Below are 25,596 nucleotides of genomic sequence, written 5' to 3' on the forward strand. Positions count from 1 at the left end.
TAACTAATAAAACATAACAAAAATGAAAAAAATCTTTTTAGGAATGGCTAGTCTTGCTTTGCTGTTTATGTCTTGTAATGACGATCAAAGCGAAGCACTGAATGAAGAACAAGCAAAAGTAGACATGTCAGATTTTTACTTGTACACAGATGCCGATAATGATGAGGCTGCAAGAGCTGCACAAGGAAAAGGTGTTTGTTACTCAATGGTAAACCTAAACCGTTTATTAAATGAAAATCCTGGTTTAGATAAAAAGATGTATGATATAGAATATAACACGAGAAGTTTCTTAGTCAATGCAAAACCTGGCGGAGGAAATGGAAACGGAAATGGCGGCGGACCAGGCGGTGGCGGTTCTGGTGGCGGCGGTGGAGACACTACAGATAACTTAGGTGTGGTAAACATTCCTGTGTATGTGCATGTAGTTTACAGCAACTCTGCTCAAAATGTTAGTGATCAACAAATTAATGCTCAAATCTCTGTATTGAATGATGATTTTAGAGCTTCTAATAATGATGTTAACCAAGTACCTTCAGAATTTGCTGGTTTAGTAGCTGATACTGAAATCAACTTTACATTAGCAGGTACATTTAGACACTCAAACTCAACATCTGCTTGGAGCACAAATGATGCGGTAAAAGCAGCATATCCACCAGTAACACCTTCTACTCACTTAAATATTTGGGTATGTAACATTAGCGGTGGTATTTTAGGATATGCACAATTTCCTGGTGGACCATCTGCAACAGACGGAGTTGTAGTATTATACTCTAGCCTACCAGGCGGATCTGCTGCGCCATACAACCAAGGAAGAACATTAACTCATGAAGTAGGACACTACTTAAACTTACGTCACATTTGGGGAGACGGAAGATGTAAGCAAGACGATTTTGTTGCAGACACTCCATCTTCAGACGGACCAAACTACGGTTGTCCTTCTTACCCAACTGTTAATTGCCGTTCTAACGACATGACTATGAACTACATGGATTATGTAGATGATGCATGTATGTACATGTTCTCTCAAGGTCAAAAAGAAAGAATGAGAGCTATCTTCCAAACAGGCGGATCAAGAGCTGCTTTAGTAGGGAACTAATTTCTCTCAAGTTATAAAATTTAAAAAGACGCCAAATTTGGCGTCTTTTTTGTATTATTATAGTAAATAATAAATTTCAATTAAGATGAAAACCTACACTATCATACTTATAACCATATTTTTAAACGCATGTGGTGCTACTAAAAATATGCAATCTGACTTAGCTGAAAACAGTACAGAAACGTCAACTATGTCTAAAACAAATCAAACAGAAAACATGATTTTTGAATATACAGCCATTACTAGAGGTAGTTACACTATGGTAAAAGCTAATAAAGACACTATTACTTATCAATTATCGCGTGCGTCTAAAGAAGAAACCAAAGATTGTACTAAACAAAATTGGGATACACTAACTAATCTAGCTAGTAATGTTGATATAACAAAAATAGACCAGTTAGAAGCGCCAAGCAAAGCACACCAATATGATGGCGCAGCTATCGCAAATTTAAATGTAACTGTAGGAGATAAAACATACCGCACACAATCTTTTGACGCAGGTAATCCTCCAAAAGAAATAGCAGAGATAGTCAATTATCTTTTAAGCTTAACGCCTAAAAATTAAGGACAGTTTAACAGCAAATCAAGGCTTGCAATAGCAGAATATTCATTAATTTTGCAACAGAAAAAGACGGAAACAATTTATGCCTAGTATAAAAGATATTCAAGAAGAAATAATAGACGAATTTTCAATGTTTGAAGATTGGGAAGAGCGTTACCAATACATGATTGACCTTGGTAAAACCTTGCCTTTAATTGACGAGCAATACAAAACCGACGATCATATAATTAAAGGTTGTCAAAGCAAAGTTTGGGTACATGCTCAAATGGATGAAGATAAAGTTGCCTTTACTGCAGATAGCGATGCTATAATTACCAAAGGGATTATTGCTATTTTAATTCGTGTGTTTTCAAACCAACACCCAAAAGATATTATCGAAGCAGATACCGATTTTATTGATAAAATTGGATTAAAAGAACACTTATCACCTACTAGAGCAAACGGATTAGTTAGCATGATTAAGCAATTAAAAATGTATGCAATTGCTTATCAAACACAATTAAAATAATTTCGCTTTCGCGGAATAACAAAAGAAAATGAGCACAATAGATACAGCCGAATTAGGAGAAAAAATAGTAAAGGTTTTAAAAACTATTTACGATCCTGAAATACCAGTAGACATCTACGAATTAGGATTAATTTACGACGTATTAGTAAACGAAGATTACGAAGTAAAAATCCTAATGACCTTAACTACACCAAACTGTCCAGTTGCAGAAACTTTACCTCTTGAAGTAGAAGAAAAAGTAAAATCTCTTAACGATATTAAAGATGCAGAAGTAGAAATTACTTTTGATCCACCATGGTCACAAGACTTAATGAGTGAAGAAGCAAAACTAGAATTAGGAATGCTATAAAAGCAATCAAAATGGCAGACGAAATTATAAACCGCGTAGCCAATAGCAAACTACAAGTTATAAACTTAGAAGATTTTTATCCTGAAGGTAAACGTGTAGTTTTTGATATTAAAGATTGGTTATACGAAGGATTAGTACTTAGAGAGAAAGATTTTAGAGCTAGCGTAAAAGCATACGATTGGTCACAACATAAAAATCAATTTGTAGCATTAACCTGTAGTGCAGATGCTGTTATTCCTGATTGGGCATTTATGTTATTGGTCGTAAATCTAGAACCATTTGTCGAAAAGTCCCATATTGGAAGCCTTGAGGATTTAGAGACTTCAATTTATCAAGATAAAATCAATCAATTAGACACCTTAATTTACCAAGATAAGCCAGTTATTATAAAAGGTTGTAGTAATAAGCCAGTACCCATAAACGCTTATACTATGCTTACTTCTAAGCTTAAAAAACATGCAAAATCTATCATGTACGGAGAAGCGTGTTCTTCTGTACCGTTATTTAAACGTTAACAACTCTGTTAATTATTTAATTCGTTGATTTAAAGATAATTATGCTTTTATGGTAATTTTATTAAAGTAAAAGCTAAAGCATATCTTTGCACTCGCTTTATTAAAAACTTAAATTTTATGAAAAAAGTATTACTTATCGGAGCATTATTTTTAGGAATCGTTTCCGTAAATGCTCAAACTAAAGAAGAATTAAAAGCTGAAAAAGCTGAAAAACAAGCACAAGCTGATAAGTTTCAAGCAGAAGCAAATGCTATACAAGCTCAAATAGATGCTTTACCTGGTTGGAGAGTTGGTGCTTTTGGTACCATTGGTGGAAGTATCTCTGAATTTAACAATTGGTATGCTCAAGCAGCACCTAACAACAGTTCTGGTAATATTGGTTTTACTGTAAATGGTTACGCAAATTTAATTGAAGAGAAATTTTTCTGGCGTAATAACTTAAATGTGAATTTAGGTTGGGTAAAATTAGATGATAAAGACGATCCAACAGATAGTGATAAGTTTAGAGAAAACACAGACGTTTTCAACATCACTTCGCTTTACGGTAGAAAAATAAGTGATAAATGGGCTGTTTCTGGATTAGGAGAATACAGAACAACATTATTAAACAACTTTAATAACCCAGGTTATTTAGACCTTGGTGTTGGTGCAACTTGGACACCAATAGAAAACTTAGTAGTTGTGATTCATCCATTAAACTACAACTTTGTTTTTGCTGATGAAGGTACTGTTTTTGAATCTTCTTTAGGTGCTAAATTTGTTGCAGACTACACAAGACAAATTGGTAAAATAAACTTTAAATCTAACTTTTCTGGTTTTGCTAGTTACAAAAGTGGTGACTACTCTAACTGGACTTGGATTAACAGTTTTGGGTATACATTATGGAAAAACATAGGTGTTGGTTTTGACTTTGGTTTAAGAAGTAACAAACAAGAAGCTGCAGCTTACCAAGGTGTAAGTTTAGATAATGCAGATAATGATTTACAATCTTACTGGTTATTTGGTTTAAACTATAAACTATAATAAATACTCTAGATTTAGATATAAAAAAAGTGCTCCCCAAAAAGGAAGCACTTTTTTTATGCGTTAGGGATTGAGCTATTGTTGGAGCACATCTTTGATTGCGACTAGCGAAAGCCCGACGCACTTTTGTCATTAAAAACAAAAGTGAGTAACGCCCAAATTATTTTACTCTTCTTCGCCTAAGTTTTCGTAATCGTAATCCGGATACAAGAAGTGATTATAAGGAAAACGTGTAACGTGTATTTCTCTTACTTCATTATATACACGCTTTTTAAATTCTTCTAAGTTTTTCTTGTTTAGCGCAGAGATAAATAAAGCATTGTCTTCTCCTACTCTATTCATCCAAGTCCTTTTCCATTCAGCTAAACTATAATGATCTGTGGTACGTTCAGCAGTTAAGTCGGTTTCATCAAATGGTTCTGCCTTATAAGCATCAATCTTATTAAACACCATAATTGTAGGTTTGTCTGCGCTATCAATTTCACCTAAAATTTTATTTACAGAAGCAATATGTTCTTCAAAATTTGGATGCGAAATATCTACAACATGTAGCAATAAATCTGCTTCACGCACTTCATCTAACGTACTTTTAAAACTTTCTACCAATTGTGTTGGCAGCTTACGTATAAAACCAACAGTATCTGTTAATAAAAATGGTAAATTCTGAATTACAACTTTTCTAACTGTAGTATCTAAAGTTGCAAATAGTTTGTTTTCTGCAAAGACTTCAGATTTACTAATGGTGTTCATCAAAGTAGATTTACCGACGTTTGTATAACCAACTAAAGCTACACGCACCATTTTACCACGGTTACCACGTTGCACAGCCATTTGCTTATCAATAGTTTTTATTTTAGCCTTTAACAATGCTATTTTATCACGTACAATACGTCTATCGGTTTCAATCTCGGTTTCACCTGGTCCACGCATACCAATACCTCCTTTTTGACGCTCAAGGTGTGTCCACATTCCTTTAAGTCTTGGTAACAAGTATTCGCATTGTGCTAATTCTACCTGCGTACGTGCATAACTAGTTTGAGCACGTTGTGCAAAAATATCTAAGATTAAGTTGGTACGGTCTAATACTTTAACACCTAAAATCTTACTAATATTGCGTTCTTGTGCTGCGCTTAACTCGTCATCAAAAATGGCTGTCCCAATTTCATTATCATCAATAAACTGCTTTACCTCTTCCATTTTACCTGTACCAATAAATGTTTTTGGATTAGGCATCTCCATTTTTTGGGTAAAACGTTTTTTTACTTCTCCGCCTGCTGTATAGGTTAAAAACTCTAGTTCATCTAAGTATTCTTTAGATTGTGCTTCGTCTTGTTCTCTTGTTACTACACCAATTAATACGGCGCTTTCTAATTCTATGTCTTTTTTCTCTAGCATATAAATATTTATATTGCAAATTTACATAATTGTAGCCACAATAAATTTGCTATTTTTAGACTTTTAAAATTCTATCCTTTTGAAGTTTAATATATTTAAATCTAAAACTAATAAACAAACTGTTGCTTTTTATAATATCGAAAATCTTTTTGATATTTATGATGATGAATTTACTCGTGATGATGATTTTATCCCTACTTCCAAAAAGCGCTGGACAGTTAAACGTTATAAAAATAAGCTACGTAAAATTGGTTATGCTATTTCTAACATTGGTAGAAAAGAAACCAACAGTCATCCAGCAATTATTGGTTTAGCAGAAGTAGAAAATGATGCTGTATTAAGGGATTTAATTGCTTCAAAACACCTTAAAGAGTATCCATATCAATTTGTACATTATGATAGTCAAGATGAGCGTGGTATAGACGTAGCATTTATTTACGATAGTAAAAAGTTTGAGGTTTTACATTCTGAAATTTTCACTTTTACACTTACTGACGAAGATGGTTTACCTGATTATACCAGAGATATTTTATTAGTATCTGGCTTGTTTTTAGGTGAAGAAATGCATTTTATAGTTAACCATTGGCCATCAAGAAGAACTGGCGATGTTGCTACCGAATTTAAACGCATTAAAGCTTCTGAGCAAGTTCAATCAATCATTAAACGCTTGCAAGAAGATTACAAAAATCCTAAAATTTCAATTATGGGAGATTTTAATGATGATCCTTTTAGTAACAGTATCAAACAATTAGTTAATAATATTGGTTTATTTAATCCAATGGACACATTATTGTCGATAGATAGAGGCACGACAAGTCATAATTTTGAATGGAATTTGTTTGACCAAATCATAATCACTCATAATTTTTTTGAGCGTAAACCAAAAACACTACGCTACGTAAAAGCAGATATTTATGATGCCGATTTTTTAAAACAATATGACGGCAAGTATAAAGGAACTCCATATCGCACTTACGTCGGCAAAACATACAAAGGTGGTTATAGTGACCATTTTCCTGTGTATATGATTTTAAATAAAAAATAAGTTTAAAATTAAATTAATATCTTTCATAGTAATCTTAGATTAAGTTTTTAAAATGAAATTAAAAGTATTTTTAGTTTTTATATGTTTTATAGCAAGCCAGTTTGCTTATGCTCAATTCACACCTTATTTTGAAAATTATTCGCTTTCAAAATATAATGCAGGTAACCAAAATTGGGGAATATCTAAAGCAGAAAATGGTAAAATATATGTAGCTAATAACAACGGACTCTTAATCTATAATGGGCTAAACTGGAAAATAAAATCATTACCAAATAAAACTACATTAAGATCTGTGCTTGCTGTAAAAGATAGGATTTACACAGGTTCTTATGAAGAGTTTGGCTACTGGGATTACAACGAAAAAGGACAAATTATTTATCACTCGCTTTCGCATTTACTTAATAAAACTAAATCTACAAGTGAAGAATTTTGGCAAATTTTAGAATATAATGACAAAATTGTTTTTAGATCGTTTCAAAATATTTATGTCTATCAAAATGACACTATCACTAGAATAAGCCCATCATCGACAGTAATTTCATGCAGCATCGTTAATGATATTCTTTATGTTTCAACCTTAAACGAAGGTGTTTTTATACTAAACAAACAACTTCAGTTAACACCAATTCTTAAAAACGAAATCATTAAGGGTGACCGCATAATTTCAATTTCAAAATATAAAAACCAACTACTGCTTACAACAGACTTAAAAGGTTGCTTTATTATAAAAGATAATGATTTAGAACCGGCAAATCTTCCTATTAATCAAACTATAAAAAAACATCAACTTAACACTTTTAGTCAACTTGAAAACGGAAATTTAGTTTTTGGAACCATAAAAAATGGAGTTTACATCACTAATCATAACGGAGAAGTACTTTATAACATCAATAAAGAAAATGGATTGGCTAACAATACGGTTTTAAGTGTTTTAATTGAAAAAAACGAAACTATTTGGTTGTGTTTAGATAACGGTCTTTCTAAAATTGATTTAAAAAATAACATTTCTTATTACAATGATGTTACTGGTAAGCTAGGCGCTGTCTACGATGTAATAGATTTTGAAGACACCATTTTTATTGGCAGCAATACAGGTTTATATTATTTGGATCAAGAGCATAAACTTACTTTTATAGAAGGCACACAAGGACAAGTTTGGGATTTAAAAATTATAGACAACCAGCTATTTTGTGGTCATAATAACGGTACTTTTTTAGTTGAAAAGGATGAAGTAAATCTTATTTCAAATTTTACAGGTGGTTGGACGCTAAAGAAAATTCCGGACATGGACATTTACATTCAAGGGACATATGCAGGTTTAGTTAAGTTTGAAAAAGATGAAGATAATTGGAAAGCAAACCATTTAGGTAAAACAACAAATCCTATTCGGTTTTTAGAATTTGAAAACAAACAACAAGCATGGGCTGCAAATGCTTACAAAGGATTAAATAAAGTAGTTTTTAATGATACTTATGATTCCATTACCCAAGTCATAGACTACAAAGACAAAGGATTAGAAACAGATTATAATGTAAGAGTCTACAAGCTTAAAAACACAATTTGTTTTAAGACTAATGATGGCTGGAAAAAATACGAGCCCTTAATTGATAGTATTGTGCCTTATTCATTTTTAAATGAAAAAATTGGTCAAAATTCAGATGTTGTTTCCGAAGCATCGACCAATAGTATATTCTTTAAAAACAACAAAGGAATTATTAAACTTGACGAAAATAATAACGCTAAAGAAGTCCTTACAAGAAACTATTATGATAACCGTATCATTTTAGGTTACGAAAATGTATCTAGACTAAACGACTCTACCTACACGTTAAACCTAAATGATGGATTTCTGGTTTTTAATACAAATCATTTTTTCTCTACTCAAACGCCTAAAGAACCAAGTATAGAACAAATAAAAGTAAACAACACTTTTGTCACGTTAAATACAAACATCATAGATATTCCTAATAATGGAAATGTAAATATTACTATATCTTCACCTTTGTCCGATAGCCATAATTTTGAATATAGCCTTAGTACAGATCCAAATAAATGGGAAAAAGTAGACAACGAAAACTTAGTATTATCAAATCTAAAAAATGGTGATTTTGAAGTGCTTTTTAGAGCAACAAATAAATCTGGACAAACATCAGAAGTCAAAGCATTAAAACTTCATGTATTACCACCATGGTACAAATCTAGCTTAGGTTTTTTATTGTACTTCATTGCAGCATTAATCTTAACAGGAGTATTTTATTTTCTACATACAAGAAAAATGTATAAAGAGCAAAGACGCTTGCAAATAGAATTAAAACGTGAACAACAACATTTATTGAGAGAAAAAAACATAGAAAACGAGCGTAAACTTGTAGAAATAAAAAATGAAGCTCTAGAAAGCGAAATCCAACTAAAAAGTAAGCAACTTGCGAATACTGCAATAGCACTTGTAAAAAAGAATGAAGCGCTGCTAGAAATTAAAAAGGATTTACAAATTAATGATGGTCAATTTAGCAACAAATTAATCAACCGTAGACTACAGAAAAAAATCGATCAGACCATTGGTAATAAAGATCAATGGGAGATTTTTGAATACAACTTTAACCAAGTTCATGAAAAGTTTTTCAATCAATTAAAGTCAAAACATCCTAAGTTATCTCATAAAGATTTAAAGCTTTCTGCCTACATCAAAATGAATTTAACCACAAAAGAAATTGCACCACTAATGAATATCTCAACACGCGGTGTAGAGACCCATAGATATCGTCTAAAAAGAAAACTAAATATTGATAAAGACGACTCTTTAACCGAATATTTGCACAGTTTCAATTAGTGCATTTTTTGCTAAAATTTATTATTTTTTATATACGTCATTACTACGTCACTATAACGTTTTAGTTGCGTATTTATTAATTTTTAAGCAGTTTAATAGTACGTCATAGCTGTGTTTTTAACAATTTCTTAATAATGACGTAATCAAAATGTATTTGTAAATAAAAGTTTTTGTTAAATAGCTGTTAATTTTACTCCACTAACTTTCAAAAACAAAAAGTAAATGAGAACAAAAATTAGCGTTTTATTCTTCTTCTTATTGGGTATTAGTTTGTATGCCCAAGACAGAACAATTACAGGTACTGTAACAAGTTCAGAAGATGGATTACCCATACCTAGTGCAAATATTGTTATAAAAGGCACTAGTAATGGGACAAGCACAGACTTTGACGGTAATTATACTATTAACGCCAACCAAGGAGATGTATTAGAATTTAGTTACATTGGTTTTAAAACTGTAGATGTAACTATAGACAGCCAAAGCAATATTGACATAGCTATGGAGACTCAAGTTTCTGACTTAGAAGAAGTAGTTATTGTTGGATATGGCTCACAAAAAAAATCAGATTTAACAGGAGCGATTGCTACTGTAGATTCTGAAGTAATCGAAAAAACTCCTAACAGTAATGTAATGCAGTCATTACAAGGTAAAGTGCCTGGTGTGCAAATTACAAGTGCTGGATCACCAGGAGATTCTCCTAATGTCAGAATTCGTGGTGTAAATACTATTAATGGTAGTCAAAACCCTCTTTATGTTGTAGATGGCAACTGGTATGACAATATTGACTTTTTAGATAATAGCCAAATAGAAAATGTATCTGTTTTAAAAGATGTGTCTTCTACAGCTATTTTTGGTCAAAGAGGTAGTAATGGTGTTATCATTATTAAAACTAAAGGAGGAAAAAAAGGTAGAAAACCCGTAATTACTTATAATGGATATACAGGTATTCAGCATGCACAAAACGTATTGAAAATGGCAAATGCAGAACAGTTTGTAACTATGGTTTATGAGTCTGGTTCTGCTGCAGACATTCAATATGTTGAAAATGCAATTCAGCGCTTTGGTAGAAGTAGAATTAATCCTAATATTCCAAATGTAAATACAGATTGGTACAGAGAAGTTTTAAGAGATGCGCCTATTACTAATCATAGTTTAGGAGTCACTGGTGGTGGAGAAAATTCTAATTATGGAATTAACACTAGTTATTTCTCACAAGAAGGTATTTTAGATATGAAAAACGAATACGAACGTTTTAACATTCAAGCTAACTTAGATATAGATGTTTCAGATCGTTTTAAAATTGGTGTAAATAGTGCATTTAGCAATGCTACAAAGTACAACCCTGAAAACGGAGCTTGGTTTCAGGCTTACTTTGCTGTACCTATTTTACCAAAATACGACTATGCAAACACTGGGGCAGATCCAATACCTTTCTCTGATGCAACATTGTTAGATTATAGAGGCTCTCAAAACCCATTTCCTGCAATGACTTTTAATGATAATCAATTAAGAATAAGAAAACTTCTTACAAGTATATATGCAGAGTATTACCTTATACCTGACAAGCTATCATTTAAAACCACTTACTATAATGACTATTCAACAATTTTAGAAAGAAATGTATATCTACCTTACTTTATCTCTGGTCAATCTCAAAGACAAGTTTCTAGTATTAGAAGAGCTAATTTAACAACATCTAACCAAATGTGGGATAATCTTTTAACATACTCTGACACTTTTGGAAAACACGCTTTAAAAGTAATTGGAGGTACATCTTTTAGAGACTTACACACTAACAGCTTCTCTGCAACAGGAGACGATATTAGAGCTGTAGATTTTGAAAGCTCTTGGTATCTAAATTTTGCAGATAAAGACTCTTTTAATGGTAGGGTTTTTGAAAGTGCTGACAGATTTTATTACATGTCTTACCTAGGTAGATTAGAATATAGTTTTGATGATAAATATTTGTTTAATGCAACAGTAAGACGTGAAGGTGACTCTAAATTTCCTAGACAAATTTGGAAAACAACACCTCAGCTTGGTTTAGGTTGGGTAATTTCAAATGAAAAATTCTTAAGTGATAATAATTATATAGACTTCTTAAAGTTAAGAGCAACATGGGGACAATTAGCTAATGGATCTTTATCCGGTAGTTCTGGCACCAATACTATCAATACTATTGTTACTGCAATTGATGATACACAAACAGGTGGTATTATAGGAAGTTCTACTTTTCAAAATCTTAAAAGAGAGATTATGGAAGAAACAAACTTTGGTATTAGTGCAAGATTATTTAATAGTAGACTAAGTCTTGAGGCAGATTATTACATAAGAGATATTAAAGACTTAGTAGCCTCAAGAGAAGTACCTATAACTGGTAATTTTGTTTTTGACAACATTGGAGAGATGAGAAACAAAGGTTTTGAATTTGCAGCCAATTGGAATCAAACTATCAATGATAACTGGAAATTCTCTATTGGAGGAAACTTTGCTACACTCGACAACGAAGTTACTAAACTAGATAACGGTCGCGAATATATAGATACTGGTAGTGCAGAATTTAGACAGAGAATACAAGTAGGAGAACCAATAAACCACTTCTTTGGATTAGAAGTAGCGGGAGTATACCAAAATAATACTGAAGTAGCAAACGATCCAATTGCTGTAGATAACGGTTTAGTGCCTGGAGATTTTAAATATGTAGACCAAAATAACGATGGTATTATAGACGATAATGATAGAGTTAACATAGGCTCTTATCTACCTACATTCAATTATGGTGCTAATATAAAAGTGTCATACAAAAACTTTGATTTATCAATAGACATGCAAGGTCAATCTGGTAACCAAATACTAAATCGAAAAAGAGGTGAAGTAATTTTTACAAACGATACCAATATGGATGCAGATTTTGCGATTAACAGATGGCATGGAGAAGGTACTACAAACTCTTATCCTTCAGCAGCAGGAAGAAGAAAAGCTTGGAACCAAAAAATGAGTTCATTCTTTATAGAAGATGGAGCATACTTCCGTATCCAAAACATTCAGTTAGCTTATACAATAAAAGCAGGAACATTACTAGGCGATAACATGCCAGAGACAAGAGTTTATTTTACTGCAGACAGACCATTTACATTCTTTAACTACAACGGGTTTAATCCAGAAGTAGCTAATGGTGTAGACAGACAAACATATCCAGTACCTGCAGTATACACCGTTGGAGTTAACGTAAAAATTTAAAAAAGAAAAGCTTTATGAAAAATTTAAAACAAAACTTTAAACAACTAACATTATTGTTAGCAGTGGGTTTTACTTTCTTCAATTGTAATGATAAATTAGAAGAAATTGAAGGTCAAGTAGCAACAGACGATTTAGATTACACTATTTCTAGTGATATGGTTTTACCATTAATTGGAGCATATTCCACAACATATACAAGAGGTTGGGAAGACCCTTTACTAGTAGGAGTAAGAGGTGATGACGTTAATGCTGGAGGACTTGGTGACCAACCGCTTTTTGCAGAAACAGACTTATATAACTATGACAACGGTTTTTGGATGTATAACCAAGTTTGGAAAAACTTTTATGGAGATATTGTAGACGTTCTTAATGCAGGTGAAATAATTCAAAGATATGGAGAATTTGCAACCGGATCTTACGTAGATTTAGCAAATCAATACGTAGCAGAAACAAAAGTTTTAAGTGGTTTTCAACACTTACAAATGTCTCGTCTTTGGGGGAATATTTATATCATTCAAAACCCAGCAGACCCACAAATTGATATCGATAATGGTATAGATTCTAAAATGGAAGTCATGCAATATGTCTCAGATTTAATGGATGAAGCAATTCCATATTTACCAGATGCTAGACCTAACGAACGTGAAGACGTTCCTGGTGGAGTAACAAAATATACTGCACTTGCTGTAAAAGCTTTAGCTAATTTAGAAATGGAAAATTATCAAGGTGTTGCCGATGCTACTGAAGAAATAATTAGCTCAGATAAATTTAGTTTATTCCCTGATTTTTATGAACTATTTAAAAAACCAGGAAAACTTTGTAATGAAAACTTATTTGAATTACAATTTTCAGACTACAACACAGATTCTGGAGACGTGAACAATCATCTTTTTGCACCTTTTGGTCCTTCAAATTGGACACCAGTGGTAGAAACCGCATCTGGTGGTTGGGGTTTTTATGAGCCAAGCTTAAAATTCATAAAATTCATGCTTGACAGAGGTGATCAAACAAGATTGGTTACTAGTGTGTGTTTTACACCTAGAGGTATAGATGAAATAATGGAAGATCCTGCATACGCAACACTTCCTAATTACATATCTAACACAACACCATCTGGTGATATCTTTAATGACTATCCAAGAGCAATGTTTGCAAGTGGTAAACACTACTTGCCTTCTACACAACTTACACCTGGAAGAAATAGTTATGGATCAAGTAAAAACCTAATTGCTATTAGATATGCTGAAATCCTATTAATGTATGCAGAAGCTTTAACTCAAGGTGCTACAGGTACAGTAATGACAGCAGACGAAGCTGTTAACGAAGTACGTAATAGAGTTGGAATGACGCCATTATCAGGAGTTACCAACGATGACGTTATGGACGAAAAATTTGCTGAATTAGCAATGGAATGGGGCGTACGTTACTTTGACATGATAAGATTAAACAGATATGACGAATTAAGTTATGAGGGCAGAACTTTTACTGCAGAAGATGAATATTTACCATATCCACAAGCACAAGTAGATTTATTACCTCTTGAATAAAAAATTAAATTATGAAAAAATTAAGCACATATATATTAGCCTTTTTAACCTTAGCTTTTACTGTTTCGTGTTATGAAGGTATAGACCCAATAACAGAAGTAGATCCGGGTCCTGACACAGAAATACCAACAGCAGAAATTGTATCTCCTAACGGAAATGTAATTATTCCTTTTACAGATAATGAAGCAAACCTAAGTATAGAGATTGCTGCTCAAGATGACATTGAAATTAGTAATGTTACAATTATGGTTGATGGTAGCATGTTTAAATCAATAAATAGCTTTTTAGATTACAGAATATTTAACGAAATATTTGTGTTTGAAAATATGCAATTAGGGTCTCATACCATAGAGCTAATCGTTACAGATACTGTAGGTAACAGTGCTACAGATAGTATTACTTTTATCTTAGACAACACGTATACTCCTATTCTAGATAGCGAAACATTTTATATGCCTTTTTTTGAAGGTCTATACACAGAACTAATAAGTGAAACCGATCCAACTATAATAGGTAGTCCTGAAATTATTTCTGAAGGATACTCAGGTCAAGCTTACAAAGGAACCACAGGTGCTTACTTAACATTCCCAACACAAGGCCTATTTGAAGACGATAATGGTTTTACTAATCAATTTAGTACGACATTTTGGTACAAAGTATCTGGAGAACCAACACGTTCTGGGATACTTGTTGTTGGTGATGACGCTACAGACCGAAATCAAGGTTTTAGAATATTCAGAGAAGGAAATGCTACAGAACAACGCATTAAAGCTAATATTGGTATTGGCTCTGGAGAAAGCTGGAACGATGGTGGCGTTATAAATGTAGCTGCAGGAGCATGGGTACATATTGCCGTTACTGTTTCAGAAACAGAAAGCAAAATATACTTTGATGGAGAATTAGTTAATTCAAATACACTTTCTAGCCCAATTGACTGGACTAACTGTGATGATTTAACTATTGGTGCAGGTGGACCTACATTTAGCTATTGGAATCACCTATCAGACTCAAGCCCAATGGATGAATTGCGTTTATACAATGTTGCGTTAACTCAAGCTGAAATACAAGCTATGTTATAGATTAATTAATAGCAATTTTAATATTTAGATTTAGTCTATTTTTTCACCCTTTAGCTGTATTTATATCATTTAATAAATGCAGCTAAAGTTTTTAAACCTGCCAATAAATGAGCATTAGTCGCATATATAAAATTCTATTTGTATTAATTATTTTTTGTTTTTTTAGTTGTAAATCAGAAAAAAAAGAACCTGTAATAACTAAAAATAAACAAACACTACAATTAACAGATACAGAATTATTAGATACCATTCAAAAACAAACCTTTAACTATTTTTGGGAAGGTGCAGAACCTAATTCTGGTCTTGCCAGAGAACGTCTTCATATGGATGACGTCTATCCTACTTCACCAAAAAATACCGTTACTACTGGCGGTAGTGGTTTTGGCCTAATGGCAATATTAGTTGGTGTAGAAAGAGGTTGGATAACTAAAGATGAAGCTTTAAATAGATATCTTAAAATTGTAGATTTTCTTGAAAAAGCTGATCGTTTTCATGGTGCTTGGTCACACTGGATTGATGGAGAAACGGGTAAAGCTTATCCATTTGGTAAAAAAGATAATGGTGGAGATTTGGTTGAAACCGCTTTTTTAGTTCAGGGACTTTTAACGGTTTCAGAATATTTTAAAGATGGAAATGAAAAAGAACAAAAATTAGTCAACAAAATTGACCAATTATGGAAAGAAGTTGAATGGGATTGGTACACAAAAAACGGAGAAGATGTACTCTATTGGCACTGGTCACCAGAATATAACTGGGAAATGAATTTTCCTGTTGGTGGCTATAACGAATGTCTAATAATGTATGTCTTAGCTGCTGCATCACCTACACATTCAATTTCAAAATCTGTATATGAAAAAGGTTGGGCTAGAGATGGAAAAATTGTTTCTAACGATTCATTATACGGAGAACCTCTAGTCTTAGATTATTTTGAACATGATACAGCTGCTGTTGGACCACTATTTTGGGCGCATTATTCTTATTTAGGTTTAAACCCTAAAGGATTGTCAGATCAATATGCTGATTATTGGACATTAACACAAAATCACGCTAAAATTCACTATAAATACGCACAAGAAAACCCTGAAAATTATAAAGGTTATGGTGATAGTCTTTGGGGATTAACCTCTAGTTATTCTATCAAAGGTTATGCTGGTCACAGACCTGGTAATGATCTTGGTGTAATCTCTCCTACCGCTGCTTTATCTTCATTTCCTTATACTCCTAAAGAAAGTATGCAAATGTTACGCTACATGTATACAAAACAAGATTCTTTGGTTGGTAAATACGGGCCTTATGATGCGTTTAGCTTAGAAGACAATTGGTACTTACCAAGATATTTAGCAATAGATCAAGGTCCAATTCCTGTAATGATAGAAAACCATAGAACAGGCTTATTCTGGAAGCTATTTATGCAAAATAAAGATGTACAAACAGGACTTGATAAGTTAGGTTTTACAGTAAAAAAATAAAAATTGAAAATGAAAAAGTTAAGTTACATACTATTTGTCCTAATTTTTGCTTGTGGATCAGAAGATGGTCCTGGCTATCAAGAACCCTATAACCCAAATCAAAATGATCCCGTAATTGAACCATTAACAGATACAGAAATGTTAGACCTAGTTCAAGAAGAAACATTTAAATACTTTTGGGATTATGCCAACACCGAATCTGGTGCAGCTAGAGAACGTTATCATGTAGATAACCCTTCTTTAAACGCCAATGTTGTAACTACCGGAGGTAGTGGTTTTGGATTAATGGCAATTTTAGTTGGTATAGAAAGAGGCTACGTTACGCGTACCGAAGCTGTTACTAGACTAAATACTATTTTGGACTTTTTTGAAAACGCAGATCGCTTTCATGGTGCATGGTCACACTGGATAGATGGTGGCACAGGTAATGTTCTTCCTTTTAGCGCAGAAGACAATGGTGGTGATTTAGTAGAAACTGCCTTTCTTGCACAAGGTCTTATCTGTATTAAAGAATATTTTAAAAACGGAACAACCGAAGAGCAAGCACTAGCAACTCAAGCAGATAATTTATGGAAAGGCATAGAATGGGATTGGTACACACAAAATCAAAACACGTTATACTGGCATTGGAGTCCAAGCAATGATTTTTCAATCAACCTAGAGTTAAAAGGTTATAATGAAACATTAATCGCTTATGTTTTAGGTGCTGCTTCACCAGATTACACTATTCCAATAGATGCCTATCACCAAGGATGGGCTTCTAACGGAAACATAGTTAGTGGCGCTTCTCAATATGGTATTCCTTTAGTTTTAGATCATGCTGGTACTGGTACAGGTCCTTTATTTTGGGCGCATTATTCTCATTTAGGTTTAAATCCAACAAACTTAACAGATCAGTATGCTAGTTATTGGGACTTAAACGTTAATCATACCAACATAAATTATGAACATTGTTTAGACAACCCAAATAACTATGCAGGATACGGAGCTGATTGTTGGGGATTAACAGCTAGTTACTCAAGAAACAATGACGGATCAGTTGGCTACAACGCTCATGATCCAGAAAATGATACTGGAATAATTTCTCCAACCGCTGCCATTAGTTCTATGCCATACACACCGCAAAAGTCTTTGGCTGCAATGCATTATTTTTATCAACAAGGCGATGATTTATTAGGTCCTGCTGGTTTTTATGATGCTTTTAGTCCACATTACGATTGGTACACACCTCGTTATTTAGCAATAGACCAAGGTCCACAAATTATAATGATAGAAAACTATAGAACAGGTTTGCTTTGGAATTTATTTATGCAAAACGAAAATGTACAAAACGGTTTAAACAGTTTAGGGTTTAACTATTAAAATATTACAAATGAAAATTAAAGCACTTCTTTTAATTCTTTTTATAAGCTTTTCTTCTGTATTAAAAGCACAAGAAGCTTTTTCAAAAGAATTATACATAAAAGACAACGATACCCTACAATATCGAATGTTATTGCCAGAAAATTTTTCTAAGCACAAAAAATATCCTGTCGTATTATTTCTTCACGGAGCTGGAGAACGTGGTAGCGACAACCAAAAACAGTTAACCCATGGTAGTAAATTGTTTTTAGATAAAATGAATAGAGGCGCATTTCCTTCAATAGTCATTTTTCCTCAATGTCCTAAAGAAGATTATTGGGCAAATGCCAATGTAGACAGAAGTTCTTACCCGCTAAACATAACTTTTCCAGAAAACGAAGCTCCAACTACAGCTTTAAGTTTGGTTATTAACTTAATGGATGACATAATTAAAAAACCTTATGTACAAACTGATAAAGTTTATGTTGGCGGATTATCTATGGGTGGAATGGGAACTTTTGAAATCCTTTACCGCAAACCAGATATGTTCGCCGCAGCATTTGCTATTTGTGGCGGCGGTAATCCAGATACTGTAACCTCTTTTGCAAAAAAAGTACCAATGTGGGTTTTTCATGGTGCAAAAGATGATGTAGTAACACCTCAACATTCTGTAACAATGGTTAACGCTATTTTAAATGCTGGTGGCACACCAAATTTTACACTTTATGCAGATGATAATCACAATAGTTGGGATTCTACATTTGCAGAACCAGAATTATTAACATGGCTATTTTCTAATACAAAAACTAATGAATAAAATAATCAACATAAAAAATACCTTAGTCGCAATTATTGCTGTTTCACTAATTAGCTGTAATACAAGCAATGATTCAACTTCAAAAAAAACTTCAGAAAACCCATTTAAAACTCAGGTAGATTCTATTTTAAATCTAATGACTTTAGATGAAAAAATAGGTCAGTTAAATCTTCCTGCAACTGGACCAATTACAACAGGTTCTTCAAAAAGCACGGATGTTGTTAAGAAAATTGAAGACGGTTTAATTGGAGGGCTTTTCAATATAAAAGATCACAAAAACATATACGAAGTTCAAAAAATAGCAGTAGAAAAAAGCCGGTTAGGTATTCCTTTAATTTTCGGTATGGATGTGATTCATGGTTTTAAAACTACGTTTCCTATTCCGCTAGGCTTATCTTCTTCTTGGGATATGGAAATGATTGAAAAAACCGCTCAAGTTGCTGCTACCGAAGCTAGTGCCAATGGTATTAACTGGACGTTTTCACCAATGGTAGACGTATCTCGTGATCCACGTTGGGGAAGAATTTCTGAAGGTAATGGTGAAGATCCTTATTTAGGAAGTCAAATCGCTCGCGCAATGGTTAACGGCTATCAACAAAACGATTTAGCGGCAAATAACACCATTATGTCTTGTGTTAAGCACTTTGCATTATACGGTGCACCAGAAGCTGGTAGAGATTACAATACCGTAGATATGAGCCGCATAAGAATGTATAACGAATATTTACCACCTTATAAAGCTGCTGTAGAAGAAGGCGTAGGTTCTGTAATGGCGTCTTTTAACGAAATTGATGGTGTTCCTGCAACAGGAAACAAATGGTTATTAACCGATTTATTACGTGATAATTGGGGATTTGATGGCTTTGTAGTTTCAGATTATACTGGTATTTACGAAATGAGAGCTCACGGTATGGGAGATGGTGTTGACGTAACTTCTCTAGCTTTAAAAGCTGGTTTAGATATGGATATGGCAGGTGATGCACCTGGTATTGACGCTGCTTTTATAAAAAACCTAAAAACAGCTTTAGACGAAGGTAAAATTAGCATAACAGATATTGATACAGCTGTAAAACGAATTTTAACAGCTAAATATCAATTAGGGCTTTTTGATGATCCTTACAAATACTGTGATGACAACAGAGCAAATACTGAAGTTGCTACTAAAGAAAATAAAGATTTTGCACGTAAAGTTGCTGCAGAATCTATGGTTTTATTAAAAAATGAAAACCAAACATTACCTATAAAAAAATCTAGCACCATTGCGTTAGTTGGACCATTAGCCAATACTGCTGTAAATATGGCTGGTACGTGGAGTGTATCTACAGACCAAGAAAAATCAAATACAGTTTTAGATGGTTTAAAAACAGTTGTTGGTGATAAAGGCACTGTGTTATATGCAAAAGGAAGTAATGTAGATTATGACCTTGAATTAGAAAAAAGAGGAACCATGTTTGGTAAAGATATACCACGTGATGGAAGATCTGACCAAGAATTGTTAGACGAAGCTTTATCTATTGCTAACAAATCTGATGTCATTGTTGCTGCTATTGGAGAAGCTGCAGAATATAGCGGAGAAAGTAGTAGTAGAACCAACTTAGAAATACCACAAGTACAAAAAGATTTATTAAATGCTTTACTAAAAACAGGAAAACCAGTTGTTTTAGTATTATTTACAGGAAGACCGTTAGTTTTAGTTGAAGAAAATAATAATGTTCCTGCAATACTAAACGTATGGTTTCCTGGTAGTGAAGCAGGTTTAGCTATCTCAGATGTATTATTTGGAGATGTAAACCCTTCAGGAAAATTAACTTCAACATTTCCTATGAATGTTGGTCAAGTTCCTATTTTTTACAATCATAAAAATACAGGTCGTCCATTAGGTAATGATCAAGGTAATTTTGAGAAATTTAAAAGTAACTATTTAGATGTTCGTAATGAGCCTTTATATCCTTTTGGCTATGGTTTAAGCTACACAACATTTGAATATTCAAATTTAAAATTAGATAAAACATCAATAACTCCAAATGGAAAAATCACGGTATCTGTTGATGTAAAAAACACTGGTGATTATGATGGTAAGGAAGTCGTTCAACTTTACATAAGAGATTTAGTTGGTACTGTAACAAGACCTGTAAAAGAACTTAAAGGATTTCAAAAAGTAATGATTAATAAAGGTGAAACTAAAACCATTACCTTTACAATTACTGCAGAAGATTTAAAGTTTTATGATTACAACTTAAATTTTGTAGCAGAACCAGGTGATTTTGAAGTCTTCGTAGGTACAGACTCAAGCACAAAATTAAAAACTACTTTTTCTCTAACCGAATAATCTTAACCAATGAAACATCTAATTTATCTTATAACCTTTCTTTTAGCAACTTCAATTTTTGCTCAAAAAAAGGAAACTTATATCTATTCCATAAAAGGAAATGATACATTAAAATTAGATGTTTATACTCCAAAAAATATCAAAAAAACAGATACGCTTCCTGTATTACTTTGGATGCATGGTGGCGGATTTTCAGTTGGGTCAAGAGATTATAAAGACGACGAAAAACTTGCAAAATACGCAGCAAAAAAACAAAACTACATAGGTGTTTCTATTTCTTATCGCCTATTAAGAAAAGGAACATCTACAGGTTTTGGTTGCGATTGCACAAAAGACGAAAAACTTGAAACCTTTAAACAAGCAGCAATAGATTATATGGATGCTGCTAAATTTATTGTAGAACACGCTAAAGAGCTTCAAATTGATACCACAAAAATTATAGCTGGTGGTAGTAGTGCTGGTGCAGAAGGAACTTTAAACGCTGTTTTTATGCGCGAGTATTTTTTAGATAATGCAGAAGATTACAACAATGTAAAATTTGCAGGCATATTTTCTTGTGCAGGTGCTATGGTAAATGCCAGTTATTTAACAAAAGACAATGCAGTTCCCGCTGTATTATTTCATGGGACTAAAGATCAATTAGTACCTTTTGATAATGCGCCGCATCATTATTGCGCGCCAGAAAGAGACGGTTACATCTTTTTAGATGGCTCAAATGTTATCGCTAAAAAGTTAGATGAATTTGAAACGTCTTATTATTTTCATGTCGTTAAAGAGGCACGACATGAAATTTCTGCTATTCCGTTTAGAGAATTAGATAAAGTTTTTGAGTTTTTTGATAAAACAGTGATTAACGACGAAGTTATTCAGACTAAAATCATTAAAACTAAAAAACCATGAAACTTTTAAGAAGCTTACTTTGTATTGCTATTATTTTTCAATCATGCAAAAGTGAAAAGGAAAACAATGCCAAATCAGATGCAGTAGAAAGCTCAAAACGACCAAACATCATCTACATTATGGCAGATGACCACGCAGAACAAGCCATTAGCGCGTATGGTCATCCCATTAGTCAATTAGCACCAACACCAAATATTGATAGGATTGCAAAAGAAGGTGCGCTATTCAAAAATAACTTTTGTACTAATTCTATTTGCGGACCAAGTCGTGCTGTAGTTTTAACAGGAAAATTTAGCCACATAAACGGTTTTAAAATGAATGGAAACCGCTTTGACGGAAGCCAACAAACCTTTCCTAAATTACTACAAAAAGCAGGGTATAATACAGCAGTTATTGGAAAATGGCATTTACACGGAAATCCTGAAGGCTTTGATTATTGGCATATTTTAAAAGATCAGGGTAATTATTATAATCCCGATTTTATTAGTTTAAATCCAACAACAAAACAAGCCGATACTACTCAAATTGAAGGTTACGCTACAGATATTATTACCGAAGATGGTTTAGCTTATTTAAATCGTGTTAAAGATTCAGACAAACCCTTTATGTTAATGTTACAGCACAAAGCACCACATAGAAATTGGATGCCTGCTTTGCGTCACGTTAATAAATACGATTCTATAAAATTTCCGTTACCAGACACTTATTTTACAGCACACGAAGGTTCTTTAGGTTCAAAAGACCAATTGCAAACCATTTACAAGGATATGTATGAAGGTCATGATTTAAAAATGACTAAGAAAAAAGGCAGTCCTGAGTTAGCTTGGAATCCTTGGACAACCGATTTTGAGCGTATGACACCAGAACAACGCGCTGCTTGGGATAAAGCTTATCAACCAAAAAATGATGCGTTTCACGATGCCAATTTATCAGGAAAAGCATTAGCTGAGTGGAAAGGTCAACGTTATCTTCAAGACTATTTAGCAACCATTGCATCGGTAGATGAAGGTGTTGGAAAAGTGCTGGATTACTTAGAAGAAAACGGTTTAGCCGAAAACACCATCGTAATTTACACTACCGATCAAGGTTTTTATTTAGGCGAAAAAGGCTGGTTTGACAAACGTTACATGTACGAAGAGTCTTTAGCAATGCCTTTATTAGTGAAATATCCAAAAGCTATAAAACCAGGAACTGTTATTGAAGATTTAACCCAAAATCTTGACTTTGCCGAAACGTTTTTGGATTTCGCTGAAGCTAAAATCCCAAACGATATGCAAGGTAAATCGTTGCGTCCGTTGTTAGAAAAAACACATAACCAAAGTGAAGATTTTAGAGACGCTGTTTACTATCATTACTATGATTATCCAGCATTTCACATGGTAAAAAAACACTACGGAATCAGAACCAAACGTTATAAATTGATGCATTTTTATGATGATATTGATACTTGGGAATTATACGATTTAGAAGAAGATCCAAAAGAAATTCATAATCAAATTGACAATCCAAAATATGACGATATTGAAGATAAGCTACGCTTAGAATTAGCAAAACTTCAAAAACAATATAAGGTTACGGATGAAGAATTTAAGCAAGCACCAAAAATACAAGTTGAACGAGCTTACAAGCAATTTGAAAAATTAAGAGGTAACACTGGTACATCTTACGACCCAATGACCGACACAGACAAAAAACTTTAATAATGAAAAAAAGTATTTTTTTCTTCGCTATAGCATTTGTTTTTTCTTGTAAAGAAGACGTTAAAAATCAAGAAGAAAGCAATTCAATTTCAACAGAAAAAGAAGTTGTAGAAAAATATTCAGAAACCTACATCAATCCACTAGATATAGACTACACTTATATGGTTTATAATTCTGCCAGAAACCAATCCTATCGTTCTGGTGCAGATCCTGCTGTGATTGAGTTTAAAGGCGAATATTACATGTTCGTCACGCGTTCGTTTGGGTATTGGCATTCTACAGATTTAGTCAACTGGAAATTCATTAAACCGCAACAATGGTTTTTTGAAGGTAGCAACGCACCAACAGCATTCAACTACAAAGATTCTTTAGTTTATTTTGCTGGTGATCCTGCTGGTTACGGAAGTATTTTATACACCGACGACCCTAAAAAAGGATTGTGGACACCAACCGCTTCCATTTCAAATAATATACAAGATTCAGAATTATTTATTGACGATGATGGCAAGTCTTATCTCTATTGGGGAAGTTCTAACGTGCATCCCATTCGTGTAAAAATGTTGAATAAAGACGACCGTTTTTTAGAAACTGGCGTTAGAGAAGAATTGATAAATTTAGATGAAGAAAAGCACGGATGGGAACGTTTTGGCGAAAACAACTTTCATCCAACCTTAAAAGAAGGCTATATGGAAGGTGCTTCGATGACCAAACACAATGGAAAATATTATCTACAATATGCCGCACCAGGAACACAGTTCAACGTATATGCAGATGGCGTTTACATTGGCGATTCGCCACTTGGACCATTTACCTACATGAAAAATAATCCGATGAGTTTTAAACCTGGTGGATTTACAAATGGTGCTGGACACGGTATTACCGTTAAGCAAACCAACGGTCAATACTGGCATTTTGCGACAATGGCGTTAGCATCTAATGCGCAATGGGAACGTCGTTTATGCATGTTTCCAACTTATTTTGATGATGATGGTTTAATGTACAGCAACACGTCTTACGGCGATTATCCGCGTTTTGGACCAAATCATCCAACAAAAGCTGGACAGCATAACGGTTGGATGCTGCTATCCTACAAAGGAAATGTAACAGTATCATCTTCATTTCAACAAATCATGAAATTTACGTCTAATGATGATGAAGTTGAAGTAAAAGAAATCCAAACAGAAACCAATACTGAAGGACAAATAATAGCAAACGTTTTAACTGATGAAAACCCAAAAACATTTTGGGTTGCCGAAGCTAATGACGATAAACAATGGATGACTATTGAATTGTTAAATGAAGGAACCGTACACGCCATTCAACTAAATTATCACGATCACGACTCTGGAATTTACACACGTGTAGAAGGTTTAAAACATCAATTTACTATTGAAACTTCAGTAGATGGCAAAAACTGGAAAACCGTTGTAGATAGAAGTAAATCTGAGATTGACGCACCAAACGCTTATCTAGTTTTAGACAAACCTGTAAAAGCAAAATACGTAAGATATAATAACATTAAAGTACCAGGAAATAACTTTGCAATGTCAGAAGTTAGAGTTTTCGGATTAGGTTTAGGGGAAGCACCAAGCAAAATTTCTAACTTTAAAATTAATCGTGAAGAAGATCGTAGAGATATTTCATTTTCTTGGGATAAAGTTGAAGGCGCGCAAGGTTATAACATCCGTTGGGGAATAGCACCAGACAAACTATACCAATCTTGGCAAGTTTACGATACTAATTCTCATTTTATGCGCTGCTTAGATAGAGATACCCCATATTATTTTACCATTGAAGCTTTTAATGAAAACGGAATTTCAGAACTTAGCGAAATACAACATATCGAATAAA

19 protein-coding genes are annotated in these 25,596 nt (G+C 33.4%); 18 read left to right on the forward strand and 1 reads right to left on the reverse strand.

Annotated elements, in window-relative coordinates; all coding sequences use genetic code 11:
- The first annotated feature begins 22 nt into the window (after positions 1-22).
- The 6 genes from WA327_RS03230 (at position 23) to WA327_RS03255 (ending at position 4,053) form a co-directional block, all read left to right on the forward strand.
- Complete coding sequence (locus WA327_RS03230; RefSeq protein WP_336066436.1) at positions 23-1,096, forward strand: zinc metalloprotease; 1,074 nt, start codon at positions 23-25, stop codon at positions 1,094-1,096.
- 85 nt (positions 1,097-1,181) lie between these two features.
- Complete coding sequence (locus WA327_RS03235; RefSeq protein WP_336066439.1) at positions 1,182-1,661, forward strand: hypothetical protein; 480 nt, start codon at positions 1,182-1,184, stop codon at positions 1,659-1,661.
- 79 nt (positions 1,662-1,740) lie between these two features.
- The gene (locus tag WA327_RS03240; RefSeq protein ID WP_336066442.1) at positions 1,741-2,166 is read left to right on the forward strand and encodes a SufE family protein; all 426 of its coding nucleotides are present in this window, start codon (positions 1,741-1,743) and stop codon (positions 2,164-2,166) included.
- Between the two features lie 28 nt (positions 2,167-2,194).
- A complete protein-coding gene (locus tag WA327_RS03245; protein WP_027879151.1) occupies positions 2,195-2,515 on the forward strand; it encodes a DUF59 domain-containing protein in 321 nt (106 codons plus the stop codon).
- 11 nt (positions 2,516-2,526) lie between these two features.
- The gene (locus tag WA327_RS03250; protein ID WP_336066449.1) at positions 2,527-3,030 is read left to right on the forward strand and encodes a DUF2480 family protein; all 504 of its coding nucleotides are present in this window, start codon (positions 2,527-2,529) and stop codon (positions 3,028-3,030) included.
- A 117-nt stretch (positions 3,031-3,147) separates the two neighbouring features.
- On the forward strand, positions 3,148-4,053 hold the full coding sequence (locus WA327_RS03255; protein WP_336066451.1) for a DUF3078 domain-containing protein: 906 nt from the start codon (positions 3,148-3,150) through the stop codon (positions 4,051-4,053).
- A 165-nt stretch (positions 4,054-4,218) separates the two neighbouring features.
- Here the strand turns inward: WA327_RS03255 and hflX are convergent, their stop codons facing one another.
- Complete coding sequence (hflX, locus tag WA327_RS03260) at positions 4,219-5,448, reverse strand: GTPase HflX (protein ID WP_106680297.1); 1,230 nt, start codon at positions 5,446-5,448, stop codon at positions 4,219-4,221.
- Between the two features lie 79 nt (positions 5,449-5,527).
- Here hflX and WA327_RS03265 point away from each other — a divergent pair, with 79 nt between their 5' ends.
- The 12 genes from WA327_RS03265 to WA327_RS03320 all read left to right on the forward strand — a co-directional run bounded on the left by WA327_RS03265 (position 5,528) and on the right by WA327_RS03320 (position 25,595).
- Positions 5,528-6,493, forward strand: a complete 966-nt coding sequence (locus WA327_RS03265) for an endonuclease (RefSeq protein WP_336066453.1) — start codon at positions 5,528-5,530, stop codon at positions 6,491-6,493.
- Between the two features lie 52 nt (positions 6,494-6,545).
- Positions 6,546-9,323, forward strand: coding sequence for a LuxR C-terminal-related transcriptional regulator (locus WA327_RS03270; RefSeq protein ID WP_336066456.1), 2,778 nt, complete (start codon positions 6,546-6,548; stop codon positions 9,321-9,323).
- Positions 9,324-9,545: 222 nt separating this feature from the next.
- Positions 9,546-12,563, forward strand: a complete 3,018-nt coding sequence (locus tag WA327_RS03275; RefSeq protein ID WP_336066458.1) for a TonB-dependent receptor — start codon at positions 9,546-9,548, stop codon at positions 12,561-12,563.
- A 14-nt stretch (positions 12,564-12,577) separates the two neighbouring features.
- The gene (locus tag WA327_RS03280; RefSeq protein WP_336066461.1) at positions 12,578-14,110 is read left to right on the forward strand and encodes a RagB/SusD family nutrient uptake outer membrane protein; all 1,533 of its coding nucleotides are present in this window, start codon (positions 12,578-12,580) and stop codon (positions 14,108-14,110) included.
- A gap of 11 nt (positions 14,111-14,121) precedes the next feature.
- Positions 14,122-15,189, forward strand: a complete 1,068-nt coding sequence (locus WA327_RS03285; protein WP_336066464.1) for a LamG domain-containing protein — start codon at positions 14,122-14,124, stop codon at positions 15,187-15,189.
- Positions 15,190-15,296: 107 nt separating this feature from the next.
- Entirely contained in the window at positions 15,297-16,658 is a 1,362-nt protein-coding gene (locus tag WA327_RS03290) for a glucoamylase family protein (RefSeq protein ID WP_336066465.1), read from the forward strand.
- A 9-nt stretch (positions 16,659-16,667) separates the two neighbouring features.
- The gene (locus WA327_RS03295) at positions 16,668-18,020 is read left to right on the forward strand and encodes a glucoamylase family protein (RefSeq protein ID WP_336066468.1); all 1,353 of its coding nucleotides are present in this window, start codon (positions 16,668-16,670) and stop codon (positions 18,018-18,020) included.
- 10 nt (positions 18,021-18,030) lie between these two features.
- Positions 18,031-18,816, forward strand: a complete 786-nt coding sequence (locus WA327_RS03300) for a prolyl oligopeptidase family serine peptidase (RefSeq protein ID WP_336066469.1) — start codon at positions 18,031-18,033, stop codon at positions 18,814-18,816.
- Positions 18,809-21,145 carry a beta-glucosidase BglX gene (gene bglX, locus WA327_RS03305; protein WP_336066470.1) on the forward strand — a complete coding sequence of 779 codons (2,337 nt, stop codon included), beginning with the start codon at positions 18,809-18,811 and terminating at the stop codon, positions 21,143-21,145. Before WA327_RS03300 ends, bglX begins: the two co-directional genes overlap by 8 nt.
- A 9-nt stretch (positions 21,146-21,154) precedes the next feature.
- Positions 21,155-22,045 (forward strand): carboxylesterase family protein, encoded by an 891-nt coding sequence (locus WA327_RS03310; protein WP_336066473.1) that lies wholly within the window; start codon positions 21,155-21,157, stop codon positions 22,043-22,045.
- Entirely contained in the window at positions 22,042-23,745 is a 1,704-nt protein-coding gene (locus tag WA327_RS03315) for a sulfatase (RefSeq protein ID WP_336066474.1), read from the forward strand. Before WA327_RS03310 ends, WA327_RS03315 begins: the two co-directional genes overlap by 4 nt.
- Before the next feature lie 2 nt (positions 23,746-23,747).
- A complete protein-coding gene (locus WA327_RS03320; protein ID WP_336066476.1) occupies positions 23,748-25,595 on the forward strand; it encodes a family 43 glycosylhydrolase in 1,848 nt (615 codons plus the stop codon).
- Position 25,596: the final 1 nt, after the last annotated feature.

Source organism: Mesoflavibacter sp. CH_XMU1404-2 (genome assembly GCF_037029465.1).
In the GTDB taxonomy this organism is placed as follows: Bacteria; Bacteroidota; Bacteroidia; order Flavobacteriales; family Flavobacteriaceae; genus Mesoflavibacter.